Below are 14214 nucleotides of genomic sequence, written 5' to 3' on the forward strand. Positions count from 1 at the left end.
GCTGGCGTCAGGTTTTGGTTTCAGCTGCCTGTTTCGGCTCGCTCAAATGCAGCTCGCTCAACTTTATAAAAACGATTCTCTTGCGAACGCCCAGCGAACGTTTTTACCGAAGTATGCGAAAGCTGCCCGCCGATTTTCTCCATTGCCCGTTGCGAGCGAATGTTGTCGGTGCCGACGTGGAACCATACGGTATCGACCCACTGAAAGGCGTGCTTGAGCATCAGTTGCTTAAGCTCGCCATTGGCCCCGCCGCCCCATTTTTCACGGGCCAGAAACGTGTAACCGATGGCCACCTCAGTTTGCGGCTCACTGAAGTCGTAGTAACGAGAGCTGCCCACCACCCTGTTGCTCTCAAGGTCGATTACCACCAGTACGCTGGGGGATGCCAGCGCCTGCTCGAACCATTCGCGAAACACCGGTTCCTGGTAGCGCGTGGGGCTGGGGTGCTGGGCCCAGATCAACGGGTCGCAGGCGACGCCATACAGGGCCTCGAAATCCCCGGTTTCCAGCGGGCGCAGCTCAAGTAACACACCCTTGATGGAGAGCGGTATGGGTAGCGATTGCATCACTGTACTCCAGGCGCTGACAGTGCCAGATCATCGCGCATGGGCGATGGCATTCGCAACAACCGGTGAGCCACCGTGAAGCTACACCCCCACTTCTCTGTTGCGTGCAGTGGCCACAAGGCTGGGATCAACCCTGGCCATGAGCTGGGTGAGCGTGTCGAGGTCCGGCAACGGCAATGCACTGATCAATACCTTGTCCTGACGGCACACCAGAAACGCCGGGATACCCGATTGCCTTTCATCGTAGATCATTGCGTAACGCACGTACGGGTTGTCCATGCAGAACGAAAACAGATCAAATTTCACGCCTTTCACCAGTGAAGCGTTGATGATCAGCAGGTCCAAGGGTTCGCAGTCATACTCCAGCGCGCTTAATACCTCCTCCAGCCGGTGCATCGGCGCAATCCGGTAGTAACCCAGATGGTTCAGGGCACGCTCGATCCTCAACCGGGAGAAATGCTGGTCATCTGCGATCAGAATCCTGAGTGCTTTATTTGGCATCTTTCGCATCCTCGCGATTAGTCTTACGTACTCCATCACTGATAAATAATCGTAAACGTTGCCGACGCGTTGGCCGGCCCCGGCGTGACCTTGGACTGGGTTTGCAGATAACGTGCGCGCAACGGGATTGAATAGCTGCCCTCGGTCGCTCGCAGGGCCAGGCCACTGTTTTGATTCGTCGCTAAAGGCAAGCCGATTCCGTTAGGGGTTGCGACCTGCACACCTACGCCTGTGGCGGCAGGTGCACTGCCGCCCGTTGTAGAGTCGAGGCTCAGCACGCCATTGCCGCCGTTGATCGCAGTCCGCGACGGGTCGACGCGATATTGCAGGGTGTTATTGACCACGGTGCCAGGCGTGCTGCTGCCGGAGGGTGAATTGCCGCTCTGGGAAATCCAACCGGGACCTGTGGTCCTGAAGGTCCCCGTAAACGCCGGGCAATCATTTAATCGAATGGCAAAATCGACCCAGGCGCTGGCAGTGTTGACTCCCGTAAATGTCTTGGTCTGATGTGTACCCATAGGGACGTTCACATCCGGCGTGCTGCAGGTGCGCGAGACAATCTGGATAGTGCCGGAGATACCCATTTTGAAGCCCAGCATTCTGGCGTCGCCAAAACTGCCAAATAGGCTCACGGTCGGCAACGTATTACCCACCAATACACCCGGTGCCACATCGCCCAGTTTGATTAATATCAATTCAAAATTGGAAGGTCCGTCAAACGGGACCAGGCACCGCCAGCCCGGCGTACACGAGGTCCAAATTTTGCTCGTTGCCCTTGGCAGAGGGCCGCCCGTGCTAGTGAAGGCGACCCCTAGTCCTTGAATGCTGGTTCTGTAGACTTTGTTGGCATACACCCCGCTGGTGACGTTGGCCAGGCCATAGCCCGAATCAACCGTAAACTCGGTCGACTGTTCATATGGGGCATACAGGCACTCCAGCTTTACCGCCTGGCCCGCGGCCATGCTGAACTTCTGTCGATAAACTTCGGCGCCTACCGGCACATCGCGCCCGACGGTGATCGCCGATATTTGCAACGGCATGGAGCCATTCGCTGGCTGGATGCCATTCATGTAGGTGCAGGTTACCGCCATGGCCGTGTTGGCTGCAGCCCACAACGCCATAACTGCCAATCCCGAGTTGATCAAAGCCCTGATGTTCATAACGGTACCTTTTGCATAGTGTTGGGCCGCACGCGGTCAGCGACCTGTTTGCCTGCCGCACACACGGCGTCCAGCTGCTGCAACTGCTGGCCCTCGCCCGGGCCCGGTGGAATGACCAACGCACACTGCTGGTGCGCTTTGCTGCCCCAATTGATCAGCAACTGGCGGGTGTCCGGCTTGATGCGTGCGTAGAGCTGACCGCCCTGCCCGACCACGCCCACCGTGGCGCCTTCGCCGTCCGTTACGCCGGCACCGAACGGCAAACTGTTGCCATCGTCCAGGCGCACATTGAGCAGTACTGCCCGCCCCTGGTTGGTGGTGTATTTGAGGTGCACTACGGCGCCGGCACGCGGCGCGACCTGCTGGCTGGTTTCGTTGAATTCAACGTCCAGGGAACTGCCGATCGGGTCGATGGCGACCTCGTTCAATTCATAGGGGCGCAAATACGGCACCACGGCGTTACCGCTTGCATCAAGCCTCAGACCTGGATAGCCCGACACCTTGGCACCCTGCGCACCCGGCGCGCTGATCACCGCCATGGTCTCGCCACGATAAGGCGTCATGGTCATACCGTCGGCATGGGCCACCAGCGTGCCGCTGGCACCCACGGAAGCACTGGTGTAGCCGTCGCCACGCCCCAGTGCGGCACTGAGCATCGCCCTGGCACCGGTGTACTGCCCGTTGAGCGCTACACTTTTGCTATTGCTGCCACCGTCATGCCCGAAGGTTGCGCCGTAGCCGTACTGGCGATCGTCGCCCGCGGTGCCGCTGATGCCGGCCTGCTCGCTGTAGTTGCCGCGCGTGTCACGGCCAACCTGCGCCGTCACCTGTGGGCCATAACCAGACCCACCAAACTCCAGGGGCATGCTCATGGTCAGCAGGAAGCTGTTCTCCATATCGCCCAGGCCCATGCGGCTGCGATTGGCGTTCACGCTGAAACTCACGCGATTGAATTGCTTGCTGTAGCTGAACTGGTACTGCACATCACTGCCCGGCTGGTTCCAGTAATTCTGCGCATAGCCGCTAAGAGTCACTTGGCCCCAAGGCCCCAACGTCTGGTCTGCGGTGATGGACAGGCGGCTGCGCGGGCGTCCGAACATACGGGTGTCCCAACCATTTTTCTCGGCATCCACCAGTTGCACGGCATTGCTGAAATCCAGGTAGTCACCGGTAGAAAAACGGTAAGCCGCCACCGAGAAGTTGCTGCCGGTACTGAGTACATTCTTGCTATAGGACACACGCATGCTCTGCCCTTTGGCCGTCCCGGCAGCCAGCTCGGTCTGTGCGTGAGTCACGTCCACCGCCATGGCGCCGATGGGCGTGCCAAACGCCAGGCCCGTGAGCAGCGCCGTGTAGTGGTCGCTCGACTGCAGGCCACCGAAGCCTGTGAACGTGTTGTTCAGGCCATATTGCAGCGTGCCTTGCAGCACGCGTGCCTGTTGGTCGACAAAGTTGTTGCGGGTTTCACCGGCGGTGAAGCTGAACCGCGAGGTACCGGGGCGCAACAACTGGCTGACCGAGGCATAGGGCACGATAAAGTTTTGCTCGGTGCCGTCTGCCTCGGCAACGCTCACGTTAAGGTCTCCGCCGTAGCCGGTGGAGTACAGGTCATCGATCACGAAAGCACCCGGCGCTACGGTAGTCTCCAACAGGACGTTGCCGGCCTGGCGAATGGTCACGCGGGCGTTGGTGCGGGCAATGCCGCGGATGACCGGGGCATAACCGCGCATGGAATCAGGCAGCATGCGGTCATCGCTGGCCAACTGCACGCCGCGAAAGGACAAGGTGTCGAAGATCTCGCCGCTGGTGTTGGACTCCCCCACCGTCAACTGGCTTTTCAGCGCCGTCACATCACGTTGGGCGTAGGTGTCCAGAGCCTGGTACTTGTTGCCCTGGCGCGACTGCCAGCTCATCGACGCGTTGTGGCGCAGGCGCCAGTCACCCAGATTAAGGCCCGCATTAAGGCCCATGAACGCCGAGTCATAGTCGCCCGTGCGGGTGCGATTACGGTTGGCGTTGAAGGTATAACTGAGCATGCCGGCGGTCACACCGCGGTCCCATAACTCAGGGCTGACGTAACCCCGGGAATTACGCTTCAAGGCGGCCTGAGGAATGCTGAGGTCGAGCGCCTGGTTCTCCGGTGAAAAACTCGCACTGGCACCTTGGATCAAACTGCCCAAAGACACGCAGCCTGTGGTGTCCAGCGGTTCGGACAGCTTGGACATGTCCACGCCCTGACGTTCAAGCAAGCCATGGTCCATGCACACCACCGGTTTGCTGCCGTCGGGCTGGGCCTCAATGCGAATGTCCTGGCGGCTGTTCAACTGGCCGTTGAGCAACACATCGGCGCGGTATTGCCCCGGCGTCACCGGGTTGCCGGTCTGGTATTTACCCAGGTCGAGGTTACGCGAGTCCTCAGGCAGGAATGCGTCGTTGAACTGCACCTCTTGCGCCAATGCGCCCTGTATTCCCCATGCACCAGGCGCGATGGCCAGCACCTTGAGCACCAAGGCTGTAAGCGGATTCAAGGCAAAGCGAGGCTGCGCCCGCAGGGCAAGCCTGGAGCTGGAAGAGGTTTGCATAATTAACTCGCGTGTAAAGACGTCAGGAGTTGATCAAGGCTTGAGTGCTTTCCGAGTCGGGATCAGCGCGCCGTAATCGTTGATGGCGTTGAACTCCACTTGGGCATCGGCGGCAGGCCGAGTCTTGAGAGTCGGCAGCGGGAACTGTCGGGTTTCACCCGGAGCGACCATGCCGTCCTCACTGCGAGCACGTACTGAGCCCGACACCAGTTCCAGTTCAACCAGCGACACGTAAAAGGCCGACGGGTTGAACGCCTGCAAAGCCAGGCCCAAGCCATCACGGCTGGAAACCACTTGCCATTGCACCTGTTCAATCGCTTCAGTGGCGGTTCCGGGCAACTCGGTGGGGCGATAGAACAGCTTGATCCGCGAGCGAAATGCCATTTGCAGGGTGTTAAGGTCCTCACCCGCCTCGGGCTTGGGCGGAATTTCCAGCACGTTCAGCCAGAACACCGACTCCTTGTCCGAGGCCAACGCCGCCCCCGTGAACAATACCCGCAGGCTTTGGCCTTTGGCCGGGTCGATACGTGCCACCGGCGGCGAAAGCAGAAACGGTGCCTTGGAGCTGGTGGGCGTGGACTCGACACTGCCAGTATCGATCCAGGCTTGCATCAGTGCAGGCTGCGTGCCGTTGTTATTGAGTTTGACGGTGACTTCCTTCTGGCCAGCCGGGTAGATCACCCGCGTGCCGGTAATCACCACGCCCGCAATGGCTTGGGCGCTTGCCAGGGCCAGAAGGCTTGCCAGCAGCAACTGTTTGAGTGGAAGTTTGCAAGGCATGACAGTGTCCCATCGCCGCCAGAAAACACGCCCTTTTATCGACCACACAGGGCGTGTGTTCATTGGCGAGCGACTTACTGATAATTAATGGAGTACGTCACGTTACTGATAACGGTGCCCGGCGTAGTTGCGGCCTGGGCGTAGTACTGGACGGCGTAAGGCAGGTCGGCACTCAGTGTTGTTGTATCGATGCTGATACGGCTGGTAGACGCCACTTGCCCGGTGTCACCGGCTTTGATGGCTTTACCATTTGAGGCGTCAACCAATTGCAGTTGCGCCTTGGTGGCGGTGCCGCTCAAGTTCTTCAAGTTGCCGCTGGCCGGGTCCACCGAGCCACCTGCTTCAAAGAACGCAGAGGCGGTTTTAAGCGCCGCAGAGCACTTGCTCAGTTGAATGCTGAACCCGGTCTGGCCCGCCACTTGGCCCTGTGCAGCCAGCGAAGCGGTCGAAATCGTCGGCAGCGTGACGGTGCTGCCTGCTGAGCCTGCCGCGCCATTGACTGCGACTTGGCAAGTTTCGGCTTTCAGTTCACCGTTGAAGTTGATAGTACCGTCCGACGCCATGGCGGCGGAGGTGGCAGTGGCGGCGACCAGTACAGCGAGGACGCGGGCTTTGTAATCCATGAGTAACTCCAAGAGCGCAAGATGCTGAGTAGAGAGTGAGTTCCCTGTTGCAGGAGAACTGCTGTGTTGTTGCGGAGTTAAGTGTAAGGAAGTCACCGAACTGTCCAAATAGGACTGCTCCGAAAAAGCAACTAAGCCCCGCAGATTTTAATTAATTAACTTGGCGATGGCCGCGCAAAAAAAATTCAATCTACCGAGGAGGGTTTTTATTCTGCAGACAACTTTATGGTCAATAGGAGTGCTCCTAAAAACAACGCCGTCACCCCAATAATTCAAGGGCAACACTCAAGCGCTTAATGCTGCCCACTGTTCAACCATACGGCTGAGATGACCGGCAATAACGACAGTTGGCCAGGCTGTTTTATCCTGCAAGGCCGCATCGATCAGGTCAGCCGTGGTCGCGATGTCTATCCACCCCGCCACTAGCGCGGCAGCCTGCAGGTTATGCGCGGCGAGCAACGCCAGGCTGCGATCACGCAGGGCTGCCGCCTCAAGCAAGCCGCCAAGCTGTTTGCGCAGTATTTCAGGCCCGGAAGTACTCGGCGCCGATGAGGGTTGCAGCAAGTTGACCTCGCACCACAGTTCAATGGTTTCGCGTAGAAGGCCCTCGCCAATGGGTTTGCTCAGCGCGCCATCCATACCCGCTTCAAAGCAGCATTCCAGCATGTCATTGCCGGTAAGCTGTGAGACCGCGATGATCGGGCAGTGTGTACGCTGTCGCTGGCTCTGCACCTGCCTGAATTCACCGGCCAGTTTATAGCCAGCGCCTGCTGGCAGGTCGCAGTCGATAAGTATCAAATCAACCTGGTGTGCATTGAAAAACCTTAAACCCTGGTTGGCATCGTCCATTGGTAAGGGATGGCAACCTAACGCGCGCAGCTGCGTCACCAGCCCTTGCTGGTCGACATTGGTGCCCCCCACCACCAACACCGTCAAGCCCACAGGTTCGTCGGGCGAAGGCATCACCTGCGCAGGTGAATCAAGCGGCGCAGCCCATTCAACCGGCAACCTCACACCCACGCGGGTGCCTTTGCCCTGGAGGCTGCTGAGCGTCAACTCGCCCCCCATCAACTGCACTAACCGCTGGCAGATCACCAACCCCAGCCCGTTACTGCCACTGGCACGCGCGGATGAACTCAGCAATGAGGCGTGTGCCTGGTCGGACAACCCGATCCCATTGTCGATGACCTCAATCATCAGGTGGTGATCGCCCTCAAGCACCTGAAGCCGAATCTCTACATGGCCCCTGTCGGAGAACTTGATGGCATTGACGATCAGGTTGCGCAAGACCTGCGCCACGCGCAGTTCATCCAGCAATAACGGGGCGTGCAGGTGCTCACCCGTTACCGTCAGTTCAAGGCCTTTTGCCTCGGCAGACGCGCGCTGGCTGTCCACCACGCGCTGGACCAGCACACCCAGGTCCACGGCTTCCACATTCAGCGTCAATTGCCCGGCCTCCATCCTGGAGATATCCAGCACATCGTCCACCAACCGCAACAGGGTATTGGCGCCGTTGTTCGCAAGGGCCGCAAAGTGATGTTGCTGTTCGTCAAGTGCGGTGTGCTCCAGCAACTCAACAGCGGCCAGTATTGCGTTCATGGGCGAACGGACTTCGTGGCTCATAACCGCCAGGAACATCGCCTTCTCCCGTTCGTTATGGATGGCGCGCCGGCGTTGCACGCGGCTTTGCCACACCAGCGTGATGAGTATCAGCACGCTGCTGAGCAGCAACCACAACTCACTTTTGTAGTGATCAAGGATGGCCTTGATGGGCGGGATATCGAGGTTCATGTCCGCGAACCAGGCATCGTAGATCGCCTGGCGCTCATCGCCCGAAATGGACCCCAGTACCTTCTGCAGAATCGATAGCAAAATCACGTCGTTGTCGCGCACCGCCATGCTTACCCCAGTACGCTGCTCGGGCACCACACCGGAAACCTGCAGCACGCCCTGGTACTGGCGAGACAGATACGGGATCAGCAACCACTCCGAAGCAATGGCGGCGTCCGCATCGCCGTCCTTGACCATTGCCATCATGTCGATCGCGTTCTGGGCCGAAATGATCGTGATGCCCGGCGCCCGCTCACGCAAAAACGCCGAATAGCCTTCACGCCCCAGCATCACCAGGCGTTTGCCGGCGAGCTGGCCCAGTTCGGCAAACGGCTGGTCGTCAAAACGGCTGATAAGGATGGTCGAGCTGGTGTTGTAAGGCGCGGTATAGAGAACGCCGCGATCTTCAGCAGGGTCGTCCGACCGGCGCCGGGTGGACAAGATATCCACCTCACCACTGAGCAGCATGTCTTTGCGCGCACTGCGTGAGGTAGTCGGCACAGACTTGAAACGCAGCCCCGTACGCCGTGCGATCAAGTCCAGGTACTTGGCCGACAGCCCTCGCAGTTCGCCACCGCTGATGTACTCAAAGGGCAACAGGTTATCGAACACCCCCACACGCAATACCGGGTGGGCTGCAATCCAATCGAGTTCCTGTGGTGTCAACGCCAACGCCGGCGCGTTGGCTTGCGCAACACACAGACCAATCTGGCCCATCAGCGCCAACACCGCCAACAAGCGCCACATCAAGGCAGCATCCGGTGCGAACGAGTGGCAGGCAGTGCATCAACCTGCCGATCGCCGCCCAGGTCACGCCATTGCTGGAGCAGCAACCGCAAAGCCTGCGCATACGCCGGGTCATCCCATCCCGACTGCGCGCGCAGCAGGTTCTGCAGGTTTTCGGCAGCCTGACCCATCGCCGACCATTCCATGATCAGCGCTGCGCCGTGCAAACGGTGGGTCACGTGCAGAGCGGAGGAGCGATCACACAGCGCAAGCGCTTTGGTCAGGCTGCCCAGGTCAGCGGCCACTTCGCGATTGATCCCGGCCTGGTCCAGCACAGGGGCCATCAGGTTTAACCGAGGGTCTGCCAGTGTGACGTCGCACCAACGCTCAATCACCCCGCGCAATGGCTCCAGGCGAATAGGCTTGCTCAACACCGCGTCCATTCCCGCCGCCAGGCAGCGCTGAAGATGTTGCTCACCGGTCAAGGCAGAGATGGCAATGATCGGGCAACGCAGTCGGCCCACCTGCTGTTCGAATCCGCGCAGTTCGCGGGTCAGGCTGTAGCCATCCTGGTCCGGCAGATCACAGTCCATCAGGACCAGGTCGTAACGGGTATGCACAAACAAGGCGCGGGCTTGGGCGGCATCGCCGGCTATCACCGGCAGGCTGCCGAAGCTGTTGATTTGCGCGCCCAACACCTGCTGGTTCGCCCGGGTGTCCTCCACCACAAGGATCTGCAATGCTTTGCCAGCGTTTGCCGTTAATGGCGCCTCTGCCGGTTGCGATGCAAGGGGTTGCGGGGCGTTTATCACGGGCAAGCAGATCGTCACCGTGGTGCCCGCGCCCGGCGCGCTCTTGAGCGTCAACGTCCCGTGCATCAAGTTGACCAACTGCTGGCAGATCACCAGCCCCAAGCCTGAGCCGCCCGCGCGTTTGTATGACTGGCTATGCTGCGCGTAGGGTCGAAACAACGACGCCTGAACCGCCGCCGAAATGCCGATGCCGGTGTCGCGGACCTCGATCTGCAAGCGGCCGTTGCTCGCGTCCAGGCCAACCTGGCGCACGTCGATATCAATACTGCCCGCATCGGTAAACTTGATCGCATTCGAGAGCAGGTTATGCAGGATTTGCGTCAGGCGCGCACTGTCGAGCATCAACAGGGGCAACGCCTCTTGGATATGCGCATTGAGCTCCAGGCGTTTTTCCCTGGCCCGCAGGCGATGCAGCCCGACGACTGCCTGCACCAACGCTGTCACATCGGTCGACTCGACCTTCAGGCGTTTCGGCTTGACCTGCGACCCGGAGGTTTCAAGGACATCGTCCAGCAAATGCAGCATCGCGTCGGCGCCACTATTTGCCAGCTGGGCAAAGTGGCGTTGTTGCTGATTGAGCCGTGTGTGCCCCAGTAACTCCATCGCCGCCAGCACTGCGTTCATGGGCGAACGTATTTGATGGTTCATGACCGCCAGGAACATGGATTTTTCTTGTTCATTGCGCAACGCCCGCCGGCGCAACCGATGACCGCGATAGACCAGCGCGCAAAGGCTGGCCAACGCCAACACGCCGAGGATGAACACATGCGCATAATGATTGACGATGTTTGACAGGGACGGCACGTCCACTTCCAGGTCGTGATACCAATTCTCATAGATATCATTGCGCTGCTCCGCCGTTATGGAGCCCAGTACCTTTTCAAGTATGGAGCGCAACATGAGGTCATCAGCGCGCACGGCCATGCTCACATCCAGCATCTGGCTGCCGACCACGCCGGAAACTTCCAGCACGCCCTGGAATTGTCGATACAGGTAAGGCATTAAAAAGGTTTCCGAGGCCACTACCGCATCGGCCTTGCCCTCCTTCACCATGGTCAGCATCTGCAGGGCCGAGGTGCTTCTGATCAGATGGGACTTGGTCGCCTTGTCCCGGAATATCGTCTCGTAATATTCCACATCGGGAATCATCACGTTTTTGCCCTGTAGTTGTTCAAGGTCGAAGACACCCGGGCTGTCGACACGCGTGACGATGATGGGCGAAGTGGTGTGGTAAACCAGCGCAACAATGCCCTGGGTCGCAGGCTCAGAGCGAAAGCGCAAGTATGAGGACAGCAGGTCCACCTGCCCTGCCAGCAGCATGTTTTCGCGTGCGGCCATTGTATTTCCGGGCACGTAGCTGAAACGAAGGCCCGTAGCGGCCGTCACGAACTGCAAATACTGCATGGACCGCCCGCGCAGTTCTCCACCGCTCATGTATTCGAAGGGAATCAAGCCCTCCACCACCCCGACGCGCAACACCGGGTGCAGTGCTATCCACTGCAGTTGCTCGTCGCTCAACGCGACGGCACCCGCACAGACGAGCGGCGAGCCCAGCACAATCAGCGCCAATAGCACTGCCCTCCACAACCCGATTGTCATGGCGTGCCGATGAGTTTATTCAGCTTGAACAGCTCATTGTTCGAGGTGACCCCAAGCTTGCGAAACGCTGCGGTTTTCTGGGTGCTGATGGTTTTGATGCTGCGGTTGAATTTCTCGGCAATCTCACTCACCGTCATGCCCGCCAGGTAACAGCGAATGACTTCCTGCTCACGGCTGGTCAACTCCGCCTGGACCAACGCGTCAGGCGCATCGCCACGGCCTTGGCCAGTATCGCTGGTCACCGTCTCCGCCAGGCGGTAGGTCATGTCGGTACTCAGGTACACCGCACCCGCCGCCACCTTGCGGATGGCCTTGACCAACTGCGCCATTTCTTCACCCTTGCCGACAAAGCCACGGGCACCGACACGCATGGCCAGGCTGACCGTCGCCGGGTCGTGATGCGTGGACAAAACAAGGATATGACAGCTGGGAAATTTGACCCGCAAGGCGCGGATCAGTGAGACCCCGTCCAGCTCGTCAGGGTTCAGGGAGAAGTCCAGCAGCAGCAGGTCTGCTGGCGCCGAGGCGAGGCCGGCGATCAGGTCGCGGCTGCGCGCATAAATGCCAACCACTTCAAAGTTCGCCTCGGCCGCCAACGTGGCGGCTAGCCCGTGTCGAACAACTGCGTGATCATCCAGCAAAGCAATACGTATTGGTTTCATCGTGATCGACCCACTCGGCACAACGCTGTCGGAATACTGGGATACCCCACCGCTACAACGTTCAACCCGTCTTTGAGTATAAGCAAGGATCGGTAAATCACACCCCGCTCGTTCCCGGGTGTCGGAAACCAGGATCAAATACCATCAATAATGTGTTTGATCCTGAACAACTCATTGTTCGATACCACGCCCAACTTGCGAAACGCCGAGGCTTTTTGTGAGCTGATGGTCTTGATGCTGCGATTGAATTTTTCGGCGATATCGGTAATGGTCATACCCGTCAAGTAACACCGAATCACGTCCTGTTCACGCGCGGAAAGGCTGACAAAACGCAAGGCTTCATCGCGGTTCTGCTCGTCACCGATATGGTTCACCGCCGTCGCTTCGGCTACCCGGTAGGCCATGTCCGGGCTCAGGTAGACCTCCCCGGATGCCACCAACCGAACCGCACTGATCAACTGGTTGATATCTTCACCCTTGCCAAGAAACCCGCGCGCGCCGACACGCAGGGCCAGGATCACGGTGGCGGCATCGTGATGCGTGGAGAACATCAGAATGCGGCATTGCGGGTACTTCACTCGCAACGCACGAATCAACAAGATGCCGTCCAGTTCACTGGGCCCGAGCACGAAATCCAGCAACAGCACATCGGCGGGCAGCAACGCGAGCCCGGCCATCGCTTCACGGCTGCGGGCGTAGACACCCACCACTTCAAAATCAGGTTCCTGCTGCAATCGATTGATTAACCCGTGCCGCACGATTGCATGATCATCGAGCAAAGCAATTCTTAAGCATTTCATAACGTGGAAGGCACTCTTTATAACGAGCAAAAGGATGAGGCCTGCAACATTCTCATCTTTAGTAAGTTCTCGTCATCGCAGACGAACCTATAAAATCAACGGCATCCGTGATATTGAACAATCGCACATAACACACATAACAACAGCCAAACCAACTCAGCAACCGATAGTTCTTAAACAGTGAGCGGATGCGAAAGTTAATGCACGGGCACTCATTCGGGTATCAGATCACTCCTAAAAGCGCTCAGCACCCGCACTATTTTCCCGCTGAATAACAAAGTTCAAGAAATCGTCCATTTCCATTGGGCGAGCCAACGCGTAACCCTGCCCCACTCGGCAACCCAAACGATAGAGCAACGCAATCGTCGACTCGTCTTCGATGCCCTCAGCCACCAAATTCAAACTGAGCAGTCGCGCCCAATTGACAATACCGGCAATGACTTTGCGTGAAGACGAGTGCTGTTCAACCCCACGCACAAACGATCCGTCGATTTTCATCTCATCAAACGACAGGTTCGCCAACAGGTTCAACGTAGCAGCGCCCGTGCCGAAGTCGTCCATCGATACCTGGAACCCCTTGGCCCGAATCGCCGTCAACGAGGCGGATAGGTAGAGCTCATCCGGTTCGGGTACATCTTCAGTAAGCTCGATTTTCAGCAGCCGGTTCGGCAGGCCGGCCTGGCGCATCCGCGCAGCCAGGCGCTCGGAGAAATCGGGGGTGCAAATGGTTTTAGCCGACGCGTTTACAGCAATGGGAATCCCGATATGTTCGCGTTTGAGCGCGAGCATGGCCTTGATCGTCCACATCTCCACCAGGCTGAACAGCAGCAGGTCCAGGCCCAAGCGGTTGACCAAGGGCATCAATACCGAAGGGGGGATTTCCCCAAATCGTGGATGCTTCCAACGCACCAGCGCTTCGGCCCCCACGATACGCCGGCTCAGCAGCTCAAATTGCGGTTGGAACACAAAACGCAAGCCCTCGCCTGTGGTCAGCGCGTTGATCACCTCATCTTCGGCCAAGTCATCAAAAGTGTTCATATTCAGCCTTGCATCCGGCTGCGCGCGCGTCAGCACGACCGCGCGCAAGGCGTCGCCCAGCGCCAGGGTTGCGCCTTCGCGCAGGATTTGCACGGAGATCCCCGCCGTTCGCGCCAACCGCGCATGGGACTCCAGCGCACTGACCGCAACCCCGCCCATGTACTTGATCCAGAGCGGGCTTGCAGGCGTTTTACGGGTCACGTCGACCTCGCCCGCGGGCGCGTCCAAGGCCGTCTCTCCGGTCCAGAAGATGCAGGGCAACCGGGCCAGTGTGCCTGCTTCGTGCAGCCCCCTGAGCAGGCTCGGCAACATCAGCCCATCACCGCACTCTGGGCGAATTTCGCAGACAATGACGTCGATCGGGGACTCGCGCAGCCAAGCCTCAACGGCGCTCAAGGTGCCAATATTGGCAATCGGAGTTACCCCCATGCTGCTCAAGGCGAAGGCGAGCCGATGCGCACAGGCAGCATCGGATGCCAACGTGACGACACGTAGCGCGCTGAACTCGTTGGGCACGACGGCATTTTGGATCATG

11 protein-coding genes are annotated in these 14214 nt (G+C 58.9%); all 11 read right to left on the bottom strand.

All coding sequences use genetic code 11. The annotated features are described in order from the left end of the window. Window positions 1–20 precede the first annotated feature (20 nt). Window positions 21–566 carry a GNAT family N-acetyltransferase gene (locus HBO23_RS15665; RefSeq protein ID WP_170037522.1) on the bottom strand — a complete coding sequence of 182 codons (546 nt, stop codon included), beginning with the start codon at window positions 564–566 and terminating at the stop codon, window positions 21–23. Between the two features lie 81 nt (window positions 567–647). After that, the gene (locus HBO23_RS15670) at window positions 648–1067 is read right to left on the bottom strand and encodes a hypothetical protein (protein ID WP_017138852.1); all 420 of its coding nucleotides are present in this window, start codon (window positions 1065–1067) and stop codon (window positions 648–650) included. A gap of 35 nt (window positions 1068–1102) precedes the next feature. Continuing rightward, window positions 1103–2227: a fimbrial protein gene (locus tag HBO23_RS15675; protein ID WP_099549708.1), complete on the bottom strand. Its 1125-nt coding sequence runs from the start codon at window positions 2225–2227 to the stop codon at window positions 1103–1105. Beyond that, complete coding sequence (locus tag HBO23_RS15680) at window positions 2224–4809, bottom strand: fimbria/pilus outer membrane usher protein (protein ID WP_225932990.1); 2586 nt, start codon at window positions 4807–4809, stop codon at window positions 2224–2226. Before HBO23_RS15680 ends, HBO23_RS15675 begins: the two co-directional genes overlap by 4 nt. Before the next feature lie 33 nt (window positions 4810–4842). Further along, window positions 4843–5589: a fimbria/pilus periplasmic chaperone gene (locus HBO23_RS15685; protein ID WP_017138855.1), complete on the bottom strand. Its 747-nt coding sequence runs from the start codon at window positions 5587–5589 to the stop codon at window positions 4843–4845. 74 nt (window positions 5590–5663) lie between these two features. Further along, a complete protein-coding gene (locus HBO23_RS15690; RefSeq protein WP_017138856.1) occupies window positions 5664–6212 on the bottom strand; it encodes a fimbrial protein in 549 nt (182 codons plus the stop codon). Window positions 6213–6497: 285 nt separating this feature from the next. Beyond that, window positions 6498–8789 carry a transporter substrate-binding domain-containing protein gene (locus tag HBO23_RS15695; protein WP_169986157.1) on the bottom strand — a complete coding sequence of 764 codons (2292 nt, stop codon included), beginning with the start codon at window positions 8787–8789 and terminating at the stop codon, window positions 6498–6500. Continuing rightward, on the bottom strand, window positions 8789–11179 hold the full coding sequence (locus tag HBO23_RS15700; protein WP_262378168.1) for an ATP-binding protein: 2391 nt from the start codon (window positions 11177–11179) through the stop codon (window positions 8789–8791). Before HBO23_RS15700 ends, HBO23_RS15695 begins: the two co-directional genes overlap by 1 nt. Continuing rightward, complete coding sequence (locus tag HBO23_RS15705; RefSeq protein WP_017138859.1) at window positions 11176–11841, bottom strand: response regulator transcription factor; 666 nt, start codon at window positions 11839–11841, stop codon at window positions 11176–11178. The genes HBO23_RS15700 and HBO23_RS15705 overlap by 4 nt, the downstream gene beginning before the upstream one ends. 134 nt (window positions 11842–11975) lie before the next feature. Continuing rightward, a complete protein-coding gene (locus HBO23_RS15710) occupies window positions 11976–12641 on the bottom strand; it encodes a response regulator transcription factor (protein WP_170037525.1) in 666 nt (221 codons plus the stop codon). A 234-nt stretch (window positions 12642–12875) separates the two neighbouring features. Beyond that, window positions 12876–14213, bottom strand: a complete 1338-nt coding sequence (locus HBO23_RS15715) for an EAL domain-containing protein (RefSeq protein ID WP_017138861.1) — start codon at window positions 14211–14213, stop codon at window positions 12876–12878. Window position 14214: the final 1 nt, after the last annotated feature.

The sequence above is a fragment of the Pseudomonas sp. WS 5532 genome, assembly GCF_012985445.1.
In the GTDB taxonomy this organism is placed as follows: domain Bacteria; phylum Pseudomonadota; class Gammaproteobacteria; order Pseudomonadales; family Pseudomonadaceae; genus Aquipseudomonas; species Aquipseudomonas edaphica.

Excerpts from the sequence above, each read along its gene's own strand:
- HBO23_RS15665 (WP_170037522.1), bottom strand. The coding sequence starts at position 566 with ATGCAATCGCTACCCATACCGCTCTCCATCAAGGGTGTGTTACTTGAG.
- HBO23_RS15670 (WP_017138852.1), bottom strand. The coding sequence starts at position 1,067 with ATGCCAAATAAAGCACTCAGGATTCTGATCGCAGATGACCAGCATTTC.
- HBO23_RS15675 (WP_099549708.1), bottom strand. The coding sequence starts at position 2,227 with ATGAACATCAGGGCTTTGATCAACTCGGGATTGGCAGTTATGGCGTTG.
- HBO23_RS15680 (WP_225932990.1), bottom strand. The coding sequence starts at position 4,809 with ATGCAAACCTCTTCCAGCTCCAGGCTTGCCCTGCGGGCGCAGCCTCGC.
- HBO23_RS15685 (WP_017138855.1), bottom strand. The coding sequence starts at position 5,589 with ATGCCTTGCAAACTTCCACTCAAACAGTTGCTGCTGGCAAGCCTTCTG.
- HBO23_RS15690 (WP_017138856.1), bottom strand. The coding sequence starts at position 6,212 with ATGGATTACAAAGCCCGCGTCCTCGCTGTACTGGTCGCCGCCACTGCC.
- HBO23_RS15695 (WP_169986157.1), bottom strand. The coding sequence starts at position 8,789 with ATGTGGCGCTTGTTGGCGGTGTTGGCGCTGATGGGCCAGATTGGTCTG.
- HBO23_RS15700 (WP_262378168.1), bottom strand. The coding sequence starts at position 11,179 with ATGACAATCGGGTTGTGGAGGGCAGTGCTATTGGCGCTGATTGTGCTG.
- HBO23_RS15705 (WP_017138859.1), bottom strand. The coding sequence starts at position 11,841 with ATGAAACCAATACGTATTGCTTTGCTGGATGATCACGCAGTTGTTCGA.
- HBO23_RS15710 (WP_170037525.1), bottom strand. The coding sequence starts at position 12,641 with ATGAAATGCTTAAGAATTGCTTTGCTCGATGATCATGCAATCGTGCGG.
- HBO23_RS15715 (WP_017138861.1), bottom strand. The coding sequence starts at position 14,213 with ATGATCCAAAATGCCGTCGTGCCCAACGAGTTCAGCGCGCTACGTGTC.